We start from the raw sequence: 15,945 nt of genomic DNA on the forward strand, positions 1-15,945 counted from the left end.
TTAAAATTCCCCCTCTTTAAATGAATACTCCAGAGAAGGAATTCTATGTGCAAAAAAAGTTTTGTTTAAACCTTCATAATATTAACAAGGGATTATAATTAGTTCTCTATTTGATTTTGTAATAACGTCATAACCATCTTTGGTGATGACAATATCATCTTCGATTCTACAACCGCCCCAGTTCGGTATGTAAATGCCCGGCTCAACTGTAACAACCATACCTTCTTGTAAAGTTGCCTTGCTTTCTTGGGATAGGCGAAGTGGTTCATGTATTTCTAACCCAAGACCGTGCCCGGTAGAGTGGCCAAAGTATTGACCGTATCCATGTTCTGTAATGTAATTCCTCGTTATATCATCGATACTTTTCGCAGTTTCTCCAGGCTTAATTGCTTCAGTCCCACGCTTTAACGCTTCTCGTACAACATTGTATATTTTTTGGAATTCTTCCGATGGTTCCCCGATTGCTACGGTACGTGTTATATCGGAACAATATCCGTCGTAAAGTGCACCGAAGTCTAATGTAACGATATCGCCTCGTTCGATTATTTTATTTGATGCAACTCCATGGGGAAGTGAAGAACGAACGCCTGAGGCTACAATGATTTGGAATGAAGAAGATGTAGCCCCTTTTTTTCGCATGAAAAATTCTAACTCATCTCGAACGTCAGTCTCGCTTATTCCAGGCTTTAGAAATGTAACAATATGGTGAAATGCTTCGTCAGCGATTGTAGCTGCGATTTTCATTGTTTCTATTTCAGATGTGTCTTTAATAAGTCGAATATCTTCAATGATCTCACACACTGGAACCATTTCTGTATGTATATATTTTTGTAGTTTCTTAAATTGTTGCAAAGTCATATTATTGTCTTCTATACCAAGTTTTTGAATGTTTAATTTTGATACTTGATTTGCAACTTCTTCTTCTAAATTTCCTTTATGCATAATAATTTCTGCTGCTTTTATTTCCGTTTTTGCTTGATCTACGTAACGGAAATCAGTAATGAAAATAGCTTTATGCGCAGCGATTAAGACAACGCCTGCGCTACCTGTAAAGTTTGTTGCGTATTGACGGTTTTCTTTTTTTGTAATAAGTAACCCGTCGATTCCGTAATTATGTAGTTGTTTTTGGATGTTAGTTATTCTTACATTCATTTTAATTCCTCCTTTTTACATTAATAAAGCAAGAATTGTGCCAGTATATTTATTTAGAATAAAAGAGAAGAGGGTAGCTGTGTGTCAAAAAAACTAGACGAATGTAAAATAAATATATATAAAATTTTTACAGTAAGTTTTTATGTGACTGAACAATAATATAAACTCGCAAACGAAAATCTTTTTAATTTAAATATTATATTTTTTGTATAAATAAATTAAGTTAATTGGTATAATAAGGGATTGTTACGTTTTTTATAGGTAAAGAGATGTAACGAAAAAAACTGGGTTAAGGAATGTGAGTGTATGAAGAAATTAAGTAAAGTAATGTCATTTTGTTTGACCGCTAGTATGCTTGTTATAACGGGGTGTGAAACAAGCGAACACAAAGTTCAAGTAAATGAAACGATTGAACAGCTTGATGAAGCGCCAGAAGTGACAGAAAAAGAAGCGAAAAAGATTGTAAGAAAGAGTGTAGATGGAATAGCAAATGCGTTTAGTGAGATGGAAAAAGAAAATGGATGGAGCCGAAATAATCCTGGGGATTTAGAGACAGCTAAAAAAGGAGTTAAAGGATTGGTTTCAGAAAAGTTTGTAGAGAATCAGCTTCCTGAATTGCTTGCTAACTTTAATAGATCGAGAGAGACTGATATGTTACCATTCCCAAATTATTTTCAAACTGAAATAAGATTTTCTTCTTCACAAGATAAAGAAAATTTAACGGTACATACATTAAGTTTAGAAGATGAAATAGGTCATGCGGCCCAAGATTGGGAATTTCATTTGGTGTATAAAGAAGGGGAATGGTTAATGGATAAATGGTCATTCGTTTTTCCTGAAGATTTAAAACTTACAAAAGAAGAAGCAAATAGAATTTTAAAAATGCCAGACGATAAGAATGTGTCATTTGTAAGTGAAGAAAATAGTGGCGATAAGAAATACATATTCAAAGATAGTAACGGATTAATTACTGTAAATGCGAAAACATCTCTTATTTCATACAATGTAGATAAAAATAGGTATGAAAAGGTAACGAAAGAAAGAAATATTCAAGAAACAGAACAAGTACAGAGAAAGGATTCGAGTGCGTATACAGGCTCAAAAGAAGAGAAACAATCGCAAAAAGAATCTTCTTCAAAGATAGATAGAGCAAATGTTTTAAGTGAATTAGCTGCTATAGATAAACAAGAAAAACATACGAATGCTATGTCAACCAATGATATAGTAAATGAAATAGAAGGAAATTATGAACTGTGGGATAATAAACTAAATGAAATTTACAGTACATTAAAAAGTACGATGTCACCTGATGCGTTTCAGTCGTTAAAAACGAAACAAATTGCGTGGGTTAAAGAAAAAGAAAGTAAAGTTAAAGCAATTGGTACTGATACAAATAACGGAACGATGAGGCGTATAGAAGCTTCGGAAGAGAAATATAAGATGACAAAAGCAAGATGTTATGAATTAGTAAATGGGTATATGAACTAGTGTGAACGAATATAAAAAATGCGTTGCTTATAAGCAACGCATTTTTGTATTTACGCTTTTAATTTCATTACAATATCAGCATCTGGTGTTACATATACGGTTTGCTGATTGTCGTACGTAACAAAACCAAGTTTTGCACCACTCGGTTTTTTCACATGGCGTATTTTAGTGAAATCAACAGGTACAGAGCTAGACTCTTTCGCTTTACTGTAATAAGCGGCAATTTTGGCAGCTTCTAGTAAAGTTTCTTCAGCAGGCTCTAAAGAACGAATGACAACGTGAGAGCCAGGTATGTCTTTCGTATGTAACCAAATCTCATCACGGCGGGCAAACTTCGTTGTTAAATAATCATTTTGTTTATTGTTTTTACCAACGAAAATCTCTGTGCCATCACTTGCTAAATATTTATCTAATACTGGCTTAGTAGGCTTTTTCTTTGCGTTTTTCGTTTTGCGATTGCGCACATAACCTTCTTCAGCTAATTCCTCACGAATTTCTTCAATATCTTTTGAAGAAGCAGCTTCCATTTGTTGAAGTAAGCTATCAAAATAAAGAATTTCTTCATTGGTTTTTTCAATTTGTTCTTCTACAACAACAACTGAATTTTTTGCTTTTTGATACTTTTGGAAATAGCGTTGTGCATTTTCAGATGGTGTTTTTAAAGGATCTAATGTGATTTTTACAGTTCCGCCATTTTCATCGTAATAATTAACGACCTCAATATCTTTATCGCCTTTTTTCAAAGCGTACATATTAGCTGTAAGTAGCTCTCCAAATAGTTGATATTTATCTGCTTTTCCAGCATCTTGCAGTGTTTTTTCGAGTTTAATGAGTTTTTTCTCGTTTTTATTTTTTTCATTTTGCATAAAACGTTCTAAATCATGGGCTTGTTGTTTTACACGATCGCGCTCTGCTTTTCCGAAAAAGAAACGATCAAGCAATTCACTAACAGATGAGAACGTCTTATCTTCTCCTTGCAAGTGTGCAAGAGGGAAAAGATAAAAGAATTCTTTCCCATTTGAAGTAGTCATGGCTGGTGAATATGTATGAGTTAATAATGGTTTTTGTATGGAGAAAAATGCATCCGCTAATGCTTTTTCATTTACCATACCAGCTTTTTTCACTACTTCTTTTGCGAATAACGGGGATATTCCCGTAAAGGTGCCGACAAGCTGTTTATCCATGTTTCCAGATAGAAAGTCTAGTGGTCTAATAAATTCATCATTTGTTTCAATCTGAAGTGGGTTAATTTTATGTTGTGCTGGTGGTGCAATATATTCAGCTCCAGCGTATACAGTACGATGGCGGTTTACCGCTAAAGATATGTGTTTTAAGCTATCTAAAATAACGTTTGTTTTCGTATCTACTAAGATAATGTTACTATGTCGGCCCATTATTTCGATTACTAATGTTTTTAATGATTCGTCTCCAATTTCATTCCGACTGCGAACTGTAATTTGAATAATACGTTCTAAGTTAATTTGTTCAATTTTTTCAATAAACCCACCTTCTAAATGTTTACGAAGAAGCATACAAAACATTGGCGGTATTGCTGGTGAATCGTAGTTTTGATTCGTTAAGTGCAGACGCGCATATGTAGGGTGAGACGAAAGAATTAGTTTTTGGTTCTTTCCGTTTGCTCGAATATGTAATAAAATCTCATACTTTGAAGGTTGATATATTTTGGAAATTCTTCCTGTGTAAAGAGAATTTCCAATTTCATGTGTAATTGCTCTTGTAAATAATCCATCGAATGCCATAAATGAACACTCCTTTCTAACTAAAAGTTAATTATAGCATTTTTTTGGACGAGGCTGAATAAGCTTTCAATAGAGTATGTCTGGAATCAGGAGGTCGATGGCAGGATGAACTGGTATGGAATGCGGGCACATGAAGTGGAAGAAAGAACGAATACGAATGTAAAGGTTGGACTTACAGAGAAAGAAGCAGAAGGGCGCGTAAAGAAATTTGGTACTAATGAATTAGAAGAAGCAAAAAGGCCTTCTGCACTAATGGTATTTTTAGCACAGTTTAAAGATTTCATGGTACTCGTTTTGTTTGGAGCAACAATTGTTTCTGCGTTTTTAGGTGAATACATTGATTCTATTGCTATTGTTGCCATTGTTATTATCAATGGTATTCTCGGATTTTTTCAAGAAAGAAAAGCTGAAAAATCATTGGAAGCTTTAAAGGAACTAGCCGCTCCACAAGTTACTGTAATGCGGAATGGAAAGTGGGTAAAAGCACCATCTAAAGCACTTGTTTTAGGTGATATTATTAAGTTTTCCAGTGGTGATCGTATTGGGGCTGATGTGCGTCTTGTTGAAGCATCAAGTTTATATATTGAAGAGTCTGCTTTGACAGGGGAGTCCGTACCTGTACAAAAGAAGGTAGAAGCATTGCAAGGGCAAGATGTTGCAATTGGTGATCAAAAAAATATGGCTTTTATGGGGACAATGATTACGCGAGGATCTGGTACAGGAGTCGTTGTAGCAACTGGTATGAATACAGCGATGGGGCAAATTGCAAATATGTTACAAAATGCAGAGCAAATGGAAACACCACTGCAAAGAAGGTTAGAACAGCTCGGAAAAATATTAATTATTGTGGCTCTTATTTTGACAGCACTCGTTGTATTAGCTGGTGTGTATCAAGGGAATGAAGTATATCATATGTTTTTAGCTGGTGTGTCTCTGGCTGTTGCGGCTATTCCAGAAGGGTTGCCAGCAATTGTTACAGTAGCTTTATCACTTGGTGTACAGCGTATGATAAAAAAGAGAGCAATTGTACGAAAGTTACCAGCCGTAGAAACGTTAGGTTGTGCTTCTGTTATATGTTCTGATAAAACGGGAACAATGACGCAAAACAAAATGATGGTAACACATATGTGGTCAGGCGGAGAATTGTGGAAAGTGACAGGGCAAGGATATGAACCTAATGGCTCTTTTATGAAAGGTGAAAAAGAAGTGAATCCAGCTAAGACAAAAGCACTTTATCAGCTACTTACATTTGGTTCACTATGTAACAATGCAAATATTATTCAAAAGAAAAAGGCGTACGTATTAGATGGAGATCCAACAGAGGGAGCGCTTGTAGCTGCAGCAATGAAAGCTGGGATAACACGTGAGGCATTGAAAGGGAAATTTGAAGTTATTCGTGAATTTCCATTTGATTCAACTCGAAAAATGATGAGTGTTATTGTACGAGATCGAGAGGGGAAAAAGTTTATTGTTACGAAGGGAGCACCGGATGTTCTTTTACAAATGAGTCAAACGATTTTATGGGGGGATAAGCAACAGCCGTTAAGTGAGCTATATAGAAAAGAAGTACAGGCGGCTATTCATAGCTTAGGTAGTCAAGCGCTTCGAACAATTGCAGTTGCGTTTAAACCTTTAAAAATAACGGATTCTATTGAACATGAAAGAGACGTTGAAAAAGATTTTATGTTGGTTGGGATACAAGGTATGATTGACCCACCAAGACCAGAAGTGGCGCAGGCGGTAAAAGAGTGTAAAGAAGCTGGTATTCGAACAGTAATGATTACAGGTGATCATAAAGTGACAGCAATGGCGATTGCTGAACAATTAGGAGTTTTGCCACCAGATGGACGCGTTGTTGAAGGAGTAGAACTCGCGAATATGGATGTGGAGGAATTAGAAAATGTTGTAGAAGATACGTATGTATTCGCTCGTGTATCACCTGAACATAAATTAAAAATTGTTAAGGCACTGCAAAATCAAGGGCATATAGTAGCGATGACAGGTGATGGAGTGAACGATGCTCCAGCTATAAAAACAGCGGATATTGGGATAGCGATGGGGATTACAGGGACAGATGTTGCAAAAGAAGCCTCTTCACTTGTTTTACTAGACGATAATTTTGCTACAATTAAGTCAGCGATTAAAGAAGGAAGAAATATATACGAGAACATACGTAAGTTCATCCGATATTTATTAGCATCAAATGTTGGAGAAATTTTAGTTATGTTATTTGCGATGTTACTTGCATTACCCCTGCCGATGGTTCCTATTCAAATTTTATGGGTGAACTTAGTTACTGATGGTTTACCAGCGATGGCATTAGGTTTGGATAAGGCTGAAGGAGATGTGATGAAGAGAACGCCGCGCCACCCGAAAGAAGGGGTATTCGCTAGAGGGCTTGCGTGGAAAATAATAAGTCGAGGTTTTTTAATTGGGGCAGTGACGTTAGTAGCGTTTATTATTGCGTATAACCAACATCCAAATGAACTGAAATATGCACAAACTGTAGCGTTCGCGACGTTGGTACTTGCTCAGCTTATTCATGTATTTGATTGTCGTAGTGAGCATTCTGTCTTTCATCGTAATCCATTTGGGAACGTGTATTTAGTAGGGGCGGTTATCATTTCATTACTACTCATGCTAGTGGTGATATATTATCCACCGTTACAACCGATTTTTAGCACAATGCCGATACAAGCAAGAGATTGGTTATTAATTGGAGGTTTGTCATCAATTCCGACTTTCTTACTAGTAGGTTCTTTATTAACAGGGAAAAAGGCGAAAAAGAAAAAGCCAATGTTATATAAGAAGGGATTAAACTTGAAATAGTCAATGTTATGAAAATGTGATATAATTTACAGAAGGTAGTAGAGCCTTGTCTCTATTACCTTTTTCATTGAGTTATTTTATGGCTTGGATGTGATAAAAATGATTTCTAGTATGACAGGGTTTGGAAGATCGAAAGTAGAAAGTGATACTTTTCAAATTACAGTAGAAATGAAATCGGTGAACCACCGTTTTTTAGAGATGAGTATTCGACTTCCTAAGCAAATGATGGTATTTGAGGACAAAATTCGTAAAATAATTGCACAGCAAGTTCGACGTGGACGCATTGAAGTGTCTATTAGTATAGCAGGTGAAGGACTTGTTGAAAGAAAATTAAGTGTGAATTGGTCACTTCTTGAGCAGTACCAATCGATGATGGAAGATATAAAAGGAAAGTTTCAATTACAAGATTCTATTACACTCGAGCAATTAATGGCAATGCCAGAAGTAACAGCAATTGAAGAAATAGAAAATGTAAATGAACATTTTGAGAACAGTTTATATGAGGCTGTTCGTCAAGCTGCTCATATGTTGAAAACGATGAGAGATGACGAAGGAGAACGATTACATAAAGATATAGCGTATCGTTTACAAGAGATTAGCAATTGTGTAAATGCAATTATTCCACATGCACCAATTGTTACACAAAAATATCGTGAACGATTAGAAAATCGCTTAAAAGAATTACATAATCAAGAGTTAGATGAACAAAGATTGCTAACAGAAGTCGCAATCTTTGCAGAGCGTTGTGATATTCATGAAGAGTTAGTCCGTTTGCAAAGTCATTTAGAGCAATTTCGTGAAACATTGCAGATTGAAGAGCCTGTTGGAAGGAAAATGGATTTCATCGTGCAAGAGATGCATAGAGAAATTAATACGATTGGTTCTAAGGCAAATGACTTAACAATTTCAAAATATGTTGTAGAAATGAAAAATAACCTTGAAAAAATTCGTGAACAAGTACAAAATATTGAGTAGCTTTCAAAAAATATATAAAGTTATACGTGGTGGAGAAATCGGATAGACTTACTAGGAGGCGCAAACTATGGCCATGCGGTTTTTAAATATTGGATACGGAAATATTGTATCTGCTCATCGAATTATTGCTATTGTAAGTCCGGAGTCAGCTCCTATTAAACGAACAGTACAAGAAGCACGCGAACATAATGCTTTGCTTGATGCTACGTATGGGAGAAAAACAAGGGCGGTTATTGTTATGGATGATGGGCATGTTGTATTAAGTCCAATTCAACCAGAGACGATTGCACATCGTTTGAATAATAAAGAAGATTTAAGTGAGGAAGGGTAGGTTTTACATATTTATGAGAAGTAGAAGAGGATTGCTCATCGTTCTTTCAGGGCCTTCTGGGGTTGGAAAAGGAACGGTTCGTAAAGAGCTGTTTAGCCATGAGGATACACGTTTTCAGTACTCTATTTCAGTAACGACACGTAAGCCGCGTGAAGGTGAAGTAGATGGTGTAGATTATTTCTTTAAAGAAAGAGAAGAATTTGAGGAAATGATTCGTAATGAAAGATTACTTGAGTGGGCTGAGTTCGTAGGTAATTATTACGGAACACCAATTGACTATGTTGAAAAAACATTACAAGAAGGAAAAGATGTATTCTTAGAAATTGAAGTGCAAGGAGCAATTCAAGTTAAGAAAGCTTTCCCGGAAGGTGTATTTATTTTCTTAGCACCTCCAAGTTTATCTGAACTAAAGAGCCGTATTGTCGGACGTGGTACAGAGACTGAAGATGTTATTGAAAATCGTTTAACTGTAGCGAAAGAAGAAATCGAGATGATGGACGCTTACGACTATGTAGTAGAAAACGATCAAGTTGAATTAGCTTGTGATAGAATTAAAGCAATTGTGGTTGGCGAACATTGCCGCCGCGAAAGGGTAGCAAAATATTATAAAGAAATGACGGAGGGTCTATAATTATGTTAAATCCATCAATTGACTCATTACTACAAAAAATCGATTCTAAGTACACATTAGTAACAGTGGCTGCAAAACGCGCACGTGAAATGCAACTTGCTAATAACTGTGTTGTAGAGCAACCTGTTTCTCATAAATGTGTAGGTAAAGCATTAGAAGAAATCGATGCAGAAGCATTAAGCTACGTACCAAGTGAAGATAAAGTAGCTGAATAAGCCTTTGCCTTCGACAAAATAAAACATAGACTTTATAATTTTCTATGTAACGGTAACAACCTATTTACAAGTAGGTTGTTATTTTTTTACGAAAGGAATGAAATATTGGTACTGACGAGCTGGGAATTCTATTTCAGTATTATAAGTTTGAAAAAGAAAGAGGACGAGTCATATGCTAAAAGGGAAAAAGATACTTCTATGTGTAACAGGAGGCATTGCGGTTTTTAAAGCAGCTGCGTTAACGAGTAAATTGACACAATCTGGCGCGATTGTAAAAGTAATGATGAGTGAGTCGGCAATGAAGTTTGTTACGCCTCTTACATTCCAAGCGCTTTCTCGCCATGATGTATATACGGATACGTTTGATGAGAAAGACTCGGCTGTTATTGCTCATATTGATTTAGCAGATTGGGCGGATGTTGTACTTGTCGCACCTGCTACTGCCAATTGTATTGGAAAGTTAGCTGGTGGTATTGCGGATGATATGATTACAACTACTCTGTTAGCTACTACAGCCCCGGTATGGATTGCGCCTGCTATGAATGTGCATATGTATGAAAATAAAATTGTTCAAAAAAATATGATGACATTGAAAACGCTAGGATATACATTTATTGAGCCTGGGGAAGGCTTTTTAGCATGTGGATATGTAGCGAAGGGACGACTAGAAGAACCTGAAGCGATTATTGCACGGTTAGAGGAAGCTTTCTCAGAACACAAACCATTGCAGGGAAAAAGAATATTAATAACTGCTGGCCCAACACGTGAAAAAGTTGATCCAGTTCGTTTTATGACGAATTTTTCTTCTGGAAAAATGGGGTATGCGATTGCAGAAGTGGCGGCGAATTTAGGCGCTGATGTTATACTCGTTTCAGGACCGACAGCATTAAATCCACCGTTACATGTAACGACAGTGCAAGTGGAATCTGCACAAGATATGTTAGAAGCAGTTCTTCAACATTATCAAAACGTAGACGTTGTCATTAAAACAGCAGCAGTTGCAGATTATCGTCCGAAATATGTTCATGATAATAAAATGAAAAAGCAAAATGGTGATGCTGTCATTGAACTCGAAAGAACGGTGGATATTTTAAAAACGTTAGGTCAGAAAAAGGATAAACAGTTACTTATCGGTTTTGCTGCTGAAACGACAAATGTAGAGGAATATGCAACGAAAAAACTACGTGAGAAAAATGCAGATATGATTGTCGCGAATGATGTAAAAGCGCAAGGAGCTGGATTTGGCACGGATACGAATATTGTAACAATGTATAGAAAAGATGGAAAAGTTATTGAGTTACCACTTTTACTGAAAAAAGAGGTAGCTCGTGAAATATTAAAGCAAATTGAAATGATGTTAGAAGATGATCGTTTATGAAATTTGCAAGTGTAATTGTTGATGTACCTGCCCGTCAGACAGATCGACCATTTGATTACATTATCCCTGAAAAATGGGAAGATATTGTACAGACAGGAATGCGTGTAGTAGTTCCGTTTGGGCCAAGGAAATTACAAGGTTTTATTATTGGGATTAAAGATTCGGTGGATGTAGAAAGTAAGAAGTTAAAGACAATCCATGAAATATTAGATGTAACACCGGTTTTAAATGATGAATTATTAAAGCTTGGATATTGGCTTACAAGTGAAACGTTATGCTACATGATTTCAGCTTTTCAAGTGATGCTTCCAACTGCGATAAAAGCAACGTATAAAAAACGTCTACAAATTTGTAAGCATGAAGAAATAGCATCTGAAATACTATATTTATTTCAGGATAAAGAAGCAATTGATTTTGAAGTAATCGAGCAGCAGCCACATTTATACCGGACTATTCAACAAGAAATTAAAAATGGTACGGTTGAAGTCGTTTATCAAGTGAAAGATAAAGTACAAAAGAAGAAGCAAAGAGTTGTTCAGCCGGAGTTGCCAGAAGATAAATTGGAATTAGCGGCATTTGAACTGAAAAGTAAAAAACAACAAGATGTACTTTATTATTTTGTGGAAAATTATAAAAGTGTACCGTTGAAAATAATTACAGAAGAGTTACAAATAACAGATGCTCCAATAAAAGCACTTGTTAAAAAGGGCTTCATTTCAGAAAAGTATGTGGAAGTATACCGAAATCCGTATGACGATGATGATTTTGAACAAACGAAACCATTTCCACTTACGGAGGAACAAAATCAAGTTATTACACCGATTTTATCATCAATTACAAATGAAACTTATAATCCATTTTTACTATATGGTGTTACAGGAAGTGGAAAGACAGAAGTATATTTACAATCTATAGCAGCAGTGCTCGAGAAAGGAAAAGAAGCTATCGTTCTTGTTCCTGAAATTGCACTAACGCCCCAAATGGTGGATCGTTTTAAAGGTAGGTTTGGCTCGCAAGTTGCAGTTCTTCATAGTGCGTTGTCTGTTGGAGAAAAGTATGACGAGTGGCGTAAGATTTTAAGAAAAGAAGTGAAAGTTGTAGTTGGTGCGCGTTCAGCCGTTTTTGCGCCTTTTGAGAATTTAGGGATTATTATTATTGATGAAGAGCATGAATCAAGTTACAAACAAGAAGATAATCCGAGGTATCATGCAAGAGATGTAGCTATCTGGAGAGGGCAATATCATAAATGTCCTATCGTTCTTGGTAGTGCGACACCAACACTTGAATCGTTTGCAAGGGCGAAAAAAGGTGTTTATGAACTACTAACAATGGAAAAACGTATGAATGAACAAGCTTTACCAACGGTAGAGATTGTTGACATGCGAGAAGAACTTCGTGACGGGAATAGATCAATGTTTTCTAAGGCGCTGCATGAAAAAATAGCAGATCGATTAGAAAAGAAAGAACAGATGGTACTATTTTTAAATAGAAGAGGTCATTCTACATTTGTTATGTGCCGTGATTGTGGGTATGTTGTACAATGTCCGCATTGTGATATTTCATTGACATATCATAAAATGAATCATCGTTTAAAATGTCATTATTGTAGTTATGAAGAAAATATGCCAACTGAGTGTCCTGCTTGTCAAAGTACATACATTCGTTTCTTTGGTACAGGTACACAAAAGGTAGAAGAAGAAATTACAAAACTATTTCCAGAGGCGCGAGTCATTCGAATGGATGTAGATACGACAAGTCGAAAAGGAATGCATGAAAAATTATTAAAGGCGTTTGGGGAAGAAAAAGCAGATATACTACTTGGAACACAAATGATTGCTAAAGGATTAGATTTTCCGAAAGTAACTCTTGTTGGGGTTTTAACTGCAGATACGATGCTTCACTTACCTGATTTTCGGGCAAGTGAAAAGACATATCAGTTATTGACGCAAGTAAGTGGACGAGCGGGTAGACATGAATTGCCAGGGGAAGTTGTGATTCAAACATATACGCCAGAACATTACAGTATAGAGTTAGCGAAGAACCAACAATATGATGTGTTTTTTGACCAAGAAATGCAAATGAGGCGAACAAGACAATATCCCCCATATTACTATGTTGTACTCATAACCGTATCTCATCCAGAATTATTAAAAGCGGTGCAAGTGACGGAAAAAATTGCCTCGTATTTACGAACGCATTGCTCACAGCAAACAATGGTGTTAGGACCAGTTGCTTCAGCAATTCCAAGGATAAAAGATAGATATCGTTATCAATGCATGATAAAATACAAACGGGAACCAAACTTAAAGAACGTGCTCAAAATGGTAAATGAACATTATCAAGCAGAAATGCAAAAAGAGCTACAAATCTCAATTGATTTTAATCCAACAATGTTAATGTAGCGGAGGGAAATATGGCAGTTTTAGAAATAATAAAGCATCCAAATGAAGTGTTAGAAACACCATGCGAAAGAGTAATTAACTTTGATAAAAAGTTAGTGAAATTGTTGAAAGATATGCATGAAACAATGTTAATTGCGGACGGAGTCGGTTTAGCTGCGCCTCAAGTAGGTGTAAGCTTGCAAGTAGCGGTTGTTGATGTCGATGATGATACTGGGAAAATCGAGTTAATCAATCCATCAATATTAGAAAAACGTGGTGAACAAGTAGGTCCCGAAGGCTGTTTAAGCTTCCCGGGACTTTATGGTGAAGTAGAACGTGCCGATTATATTAAAGTAAGAGCGCAAAATCGCCGTGGGAAAGTATTTTTATTAGAAGCGGAAGGATTTTTAGCGCGTGCAATTCAACATGAAATCGATCATTTACACGGTGTTTTATTTACATCGAAAGTGACAAGATATTATGAAGAAAACGAATTAGAATAGGTGTTAAAAGGAGCGGTTTTTAAATGATAAAAGTAGTGTTTATGGGAACACCGGACTTTTCAGTGCCGGTGCTTCGTCGTCTTATTGAAGATGGCTATGAGGTAGTAGGTGTTGTGACGCAACCTGATCGTCCAGTAGGTAGAAAAAAAGTATTAACACCTACACCTGTTAAAGTTGAAGCGGAAAAACATGGTATCCCTGTGTTACAGCCGTTAAAAATTCGTGAAAAAGATGAATATGAAAAAGTATTGGCATTAGAGCCAGATTTAATTGTAACAGCTGCATTTGGTCAGATTGTACCAAATGAAATTTTAGAAGCACCGAAGTATGGATGTATTAATGTCCACGCTTCTTTACTTCCTGAACTTCGTGGTGGTGCACCAATTCATTATGCAATTATGGAAGGTAAAGAAAAAACTGGTATTACAATTATGTATATGGTAGAAAAATTGGATGCTGGTGATATCTTAACGCAAGTGGAAGTGGAAATTGAAGAGCGTGAAACGACAGGCTCATTATTTGATAAATTAAGTGAAGCTGGAGCACACCTTCTATCTAAAACAGTACCTTTATTAATTCAAGGTAAGTTAGAACCGATTAAACAAAACGAAGAAGAAGTAACGTTTGCTTACAATATAAAACGTGAACAAGAGAAAATTGATTGGACAAAAACAGGTGAGGAAGTATACAATCACATTCGCGGATTGAATCCATGGCCAGTTGCTTATACAACTTTAGCAGGACAAGTTGTTAAAGTATGGTGGGGAGAAAAAGTGCCTGTAACTGAACCGGCTGAAGCAGGTACGATTGTTGCAATCGAAGAAGATGGTTTTGTTGTAGCAACTAGTAATGAAACAGGTGTTAAAATTACTGAATTGCAACCTTCTGGTAAAAAGCGTATGAGTTGTTCACAATTTTTACGTGGAACAAAACCTGAAATTGGAACGAAGTTAGGAGAAAATGCATGAGACAAAATGTTCGTGAATTAGCTCTTGATGGTTTAATTCAAGTGGAAAAAAGTGGTGCATATAGCAACTTGCTTTTAAATAATCTAATTGAAAAAAGTGCAATTGATAGAAAAGATATTGGTTTATTAACTGAAATTGTATATGGAACGATTCAACGTCGTGACACATTAGATTATTATTTACAGCCTTTTTTAAAAAAGAAGGTTGAGGCGTGGGTAAGAGTATTGCTTCGCTTATCTTTATATCAAATGATTTATTTAGACCGAGTGCCAGAAAGAGCGGCTATTCATGAAGCGGTTGAGATTGCAAAGCGTCGCGGGCATAAAGGAATTGCTGGTATGGTGAACGGTGTATTACGTTCGATTCAGAGAGAAGGTGTACCTTCTGTAGATGAAATCAAGGATCCAGTAGAACGTCTTGCAATTGCGACGAGTCATCCAGTTTGGCTTGTACAAGAGTGGACTTCTGCATATGGCTTAGAAACTGCAGAGAAAATGTGCGAAGTAAACATGTTACCGCCTGTACCAACAGCACGTGTGAATGTTGATAAGGTAACGGTAGAAGAAGCGATTGAGTTGTTGGCAAGTGAAGGTATAGAAGCAAAACGTGGTGACTTGTCAGATGATGCAATTCAGATTGAAAGAGGAAATGTAGCGCATACAGAAGCGTTTAAAAAAGGATTTCTTTCTATTCAAGATGAAAGTTCTATGCTTGTAGCACGCGCTTTAGAACCGAATACGGGAGATGCAGTTCTTGATAGTTGTGCTGCTCCAGGCGGAAAAACAACGCATATCGCGGAACGATTAAAGGGAACTGGTAAGGTCATGTCCCTTGATTTACATGCACACAAAGTACGTTTAATTAAACAGCAAGCAGAGCGACTTGGTCTAGAAAATGTCGAAACAAAAGCGCTAGATGCTAGAAAAGTGCAAGAGCACTTTGCAAATGAAACGTTTGATAAAATATTGGTAGATGCACCGTGTTCTGGATTTGGTGTAATTAGACGTAAGCCTGATATTAAGTTAGGAAAAGATAAAGGCGATAGTGAAAGATTATCGACGATTCAACTTGCGATACTAGAAAAAATAGCACCAGTATTAAAACAAGGCGGTCGTCTTGTTTATAGTACGTGCACAATTGAGAAAATAGAAAATGAACAAGTAATAGATAAATTTTTAAAAGAACATCCTGAATTTGAATGGGATACTACGATAAAAGAACGTATGCCAGAAAAATTAAGTCCGTATATTAATGAAGGTCAAGTACAAATTTTACCGCATTATTTTGCAACGGATGGCTTTTATATTGCTTGTTTAAGGAAGAAGGTGTAGCAT

At 36.3% G+C, this 15,945-nt stretch carries 13 protein-coding genes; 11 read left to right on the plus strand and 2 right to left on the minus strand.

What is annotated here, in order from left to right; all coding sequences use genetic code 11:
• Window positions 1-81 precede the first annotated feature (81 nt).
• Window positions 82-1,152, minus strand: a complete 1,071-nt coding sequence (locus tag ACQRBL_RS18490) for a M24 family metallopeptidase (RefSeq protein ID WP_001102865.1) — start codon at window positions 1,150-1,152, stop codon at window positions 82-84.
• Between the two features lie 306 nt (window positions 1,153-1,458).
• Between ACQRBL_RS18490 and ACQRBL_RS18495 the strand changes: the two genes are divergently transcribed.
• Window positions 1,459-2,640: a lysozyme inhibitor LprI family protein gene (locus tag ACQRBL_RS18495; protein WP_000736531.1), complete on the plus strand. Its 1,182-nt coding sequence runs from the start codon at window positions 1,459-1,461 to the stop codon at window positions 2,638-2,640.
• A 50-nt stretch (window positions 2,641-2,690) separates the two neighbouring features.
• Here the strand turns inward: ACQRBL_RS18495 and ACQRBL_RS18500 are convergent, their stop codons facing one another.
• Window positions 2,691-4,400, minus strand: coding sequence for an Rqc2 family fibronectin-binding protein (locus ACQRBL_RS18500; RefSeq protein WP_411995996.1), 1,710 nt, complete (start codon window positions 4,398-4,400; stop codon window positions 2,691-2,693).
• Between the two features lie 105 nt (window positions 4,401-4,505).
• On the opposite strand from ACQRBL_RS18500, the gene ACQRBL_RS18505 reads away from it, so the two are divergent.
• The 10 genes from ACQRBL_RS18505 (at window position 4,506) to rsmB (ending at window position 15,942) form a co-directional block, all read left to right on the plus strand.
• On the plus strand, window positions 4,506-7,229 hold the full coding sequence (locus ACQRBL_RS18505; RefSeq protein ID WP_001104774.1) for a calcium-translocating P-type ATPase, SERCA-type: 2,724 nt from the start codon (window positions 4,506-4,508) through the stop codon (window positions 7,227-7,229).
• Between the two features lie 99 nt (window positions 7,230-7,328).
• Entirely contained in the window at window positions 7,329-8,204 is an 876-nt protein-coding gene (locus ACQRBL_RS18510) for a YicC/YloC family endoribonuclease (protein WP_000625865.1), read from the plus strand.
• A gap of 67 nt (window positions 8,205-8,271) precedes the next feature.
• The gene (gene remA / locus ACQRBL_RS18515) at window positions 8,272-8,535 is read left to right on the plus strand and encodes an extracellular matrix/biofilm regulator RemA (RefSeq protein WP_001251456.1); all 264 of its coding nucleotides are present in this window, start codon (window positions 8,272-8,274) and stop codon (window positions 8,533-8,535) included.
• Window positions 8,536-8,548: 13 nt separating this feature from the next.
• Window positions 8,549-9,166 (plus strand): guanylate kinase, encoded by a 618-nt coding sequence (gmk, locus tag ACQRBL_RS18520; protein ID WP_001257742.1) that lies wholly within the window; start codon window positions 8,549-8,551, stop codon window positions 9,164-9,166.
• A gap of 2 nt (window positions 9,167-9,168) precedes the next feature.
• Entirely contained in the window at window positions 9,169-9,381 is a 213-nt protein-coding gene (rpoZ, locus tag ACQRBL_RS18525) for a DNA-directed RNA polymerase subunit omega (RefSeq protein WP_000933961.1), read from the plus strand.
• 172 nt (window positions 9,382-9,553) lie between these two features.
• The gene (gene coaBC, locus ACQRBL_RS18530) at window positions 9,554-10,759 is read left to right on the plus strand and encodes a bifunctional phosphopantothenoylcysteine decarboxylase/phosphopantothenate--cysteine ligase CoaBC (protein WP_000911748.1); all 1,206 of its coding nucleotides are present in this window, start codon (window positions 9,554-9,556) and stop codon (window positions 10,757-10,759) included.
• A complete protein-coding gene (gene priA / locus ACQRBL_RS18535; protein ID WP_023522849.1) occupies window positions 10,756-13,161 on the plus strand; it encodes a primosomal protein N' in 2,406 nt (801 codons plus the stop codon). Before coaBC ends, priA begins: the two co-directional genes overlap by 4 nt.
• Before the next feature lie 11 nt (window positions 13,162-13,172).
• Window positions 13,173-13,643 carry a peptide deformylase gene (def, locus tag ACQRBL_RS18540; RefSeq protein WP_000279455.1) on the plus strand — a complete coding sequence of 157 codons (471 nt, stop codon included), beginning with the start codon at window positions 13,173-13,175 and terminating at the stop codon, window positions 13,641-13,643.
• 23 nt (window positions 13,644-13,666) lie between these two features.
• A complete protein-coding gene (fmt, locus tag ACQRBL_RS18545; protein ID WP_000598805.1) occupies window positions 13,667-14,611 on the plus strand; it encodes a methionyl-tRNA formyltransferase in 945 nt (314 codons plus the stop codon).
• On the plus strand, window positions 14,608-15,942 hold the full coding sequence (gene rsmB, locus ACQRBL_RS18550; RefSeq protein ID WP_098376884.1) for a 16S rRNA (cytosine(967)-C(5))-methyltransferase RsmB: 1,335 nt from the start codon (window positions 14,608-14,610) through the stop codon (window positions 15,940-15,942). The genes fmt and rsmB overlap by 4 nt, the downstream gene beginning before the upstream one ends.
• Window positions 15,943-15,945 lie beyond the last annotated feature (3 nt).

This window comes from Bacillus sp. AF62, assembly GCF_050312695.1.
GTDB classification, from domain to species: Bacteria; Bacillota; Bacilli; order Bacillales; family Bacillaceae_G; genus Bacillus_A; species Bacillus_A cereus.

Bases quoted from the DNA above. Each gene is read 5' to 3' on its own strand.
- rpoZ (WP_000933961.1), top strand. From the start codon at position 9,169: ATGTTAAATCCATCAATTGACTCATTACTACAAAAAATCGATTCTAAG.
- fmt (WP_000598805.1), top strand. From the start codon at position 13,667: ATGATAAAAGTAGTGTTTATGGGAACACCGGACTTTTCAGTGCCGGTG.
- ACQRBL_RS18510 (WP_000625865.1), top strand. From the start codon at position 7,329: ATGATTTCTAGTATGACAGGGTTTGGAAGATCGAAAGTAGAAAGTGAT.
- gmk (WP_001257742.1), top strand. From the start codon at position 8,549: ATGAGAAGTAGAAGAGGATTGCTCATCGTTCTTTCAGGGCCTTCTGGG.
- def (WP_000279455.1), top strand. From the start codon at position 13,173: ATGGCAGTTTTAGAAATAATAAAGCATCCAAATGAAGTGTTAGAAACA.
- priA (WP_023522849.1), top strand. From the start codon at position 10,756: ATGAAATTTGCAAGTGTAATTGTTGATGTACCTGCCCGTCAGACAGAT.
- coaBC (WP_000911748.1), top strand. From the start codon at position 9,554: ATGCTAAAAGGGAAAAAGATACTTCTATGTGTAACAGGAGGCATTGCG.
- ACQRBL_RS18495 (WP_000736531.1), top strand. From the start codon at position 1,459: ATGAAGAAATTAAGTAAAGTAATGTCATTTTGTTTGACCGCTAGTATG.
- rsmB (WP_098376884.1), top strand. From the start codon at position 14,608: ATGAGACAAAATGTTCGTGAATTAGCTCTTGATGGTTTAATTCAAGTG.
- ACQRBL_RS18490 (WP_001102865.1), bottom strand. From the start codon at position 1,152: ATGAATGTAAGAATAACTAACATCCAAAAACAACTACATAATTACGGA.
- ACQRBL_RS18505 (WP_001104774.1), top strand. From the start codon at position 4,506: ATGAACTGGTATGGAATGCGGGCACATGAAGTGGAAGAAAGAACGAAT.
- ACQRBL_RS18500 (WP_411995996.1), bottom strand. From the start codon at position 4,400: ATGGCATTCGATGGATTATTTACAAGAGCAATTACACATGAAATTGGA.
- remA (WP_001251456.1), top strand. From the start codon at position 8,272: ATGGCCATGCGGTTTTTAAATATTGGATACGGAAATATTGTATCTGCT.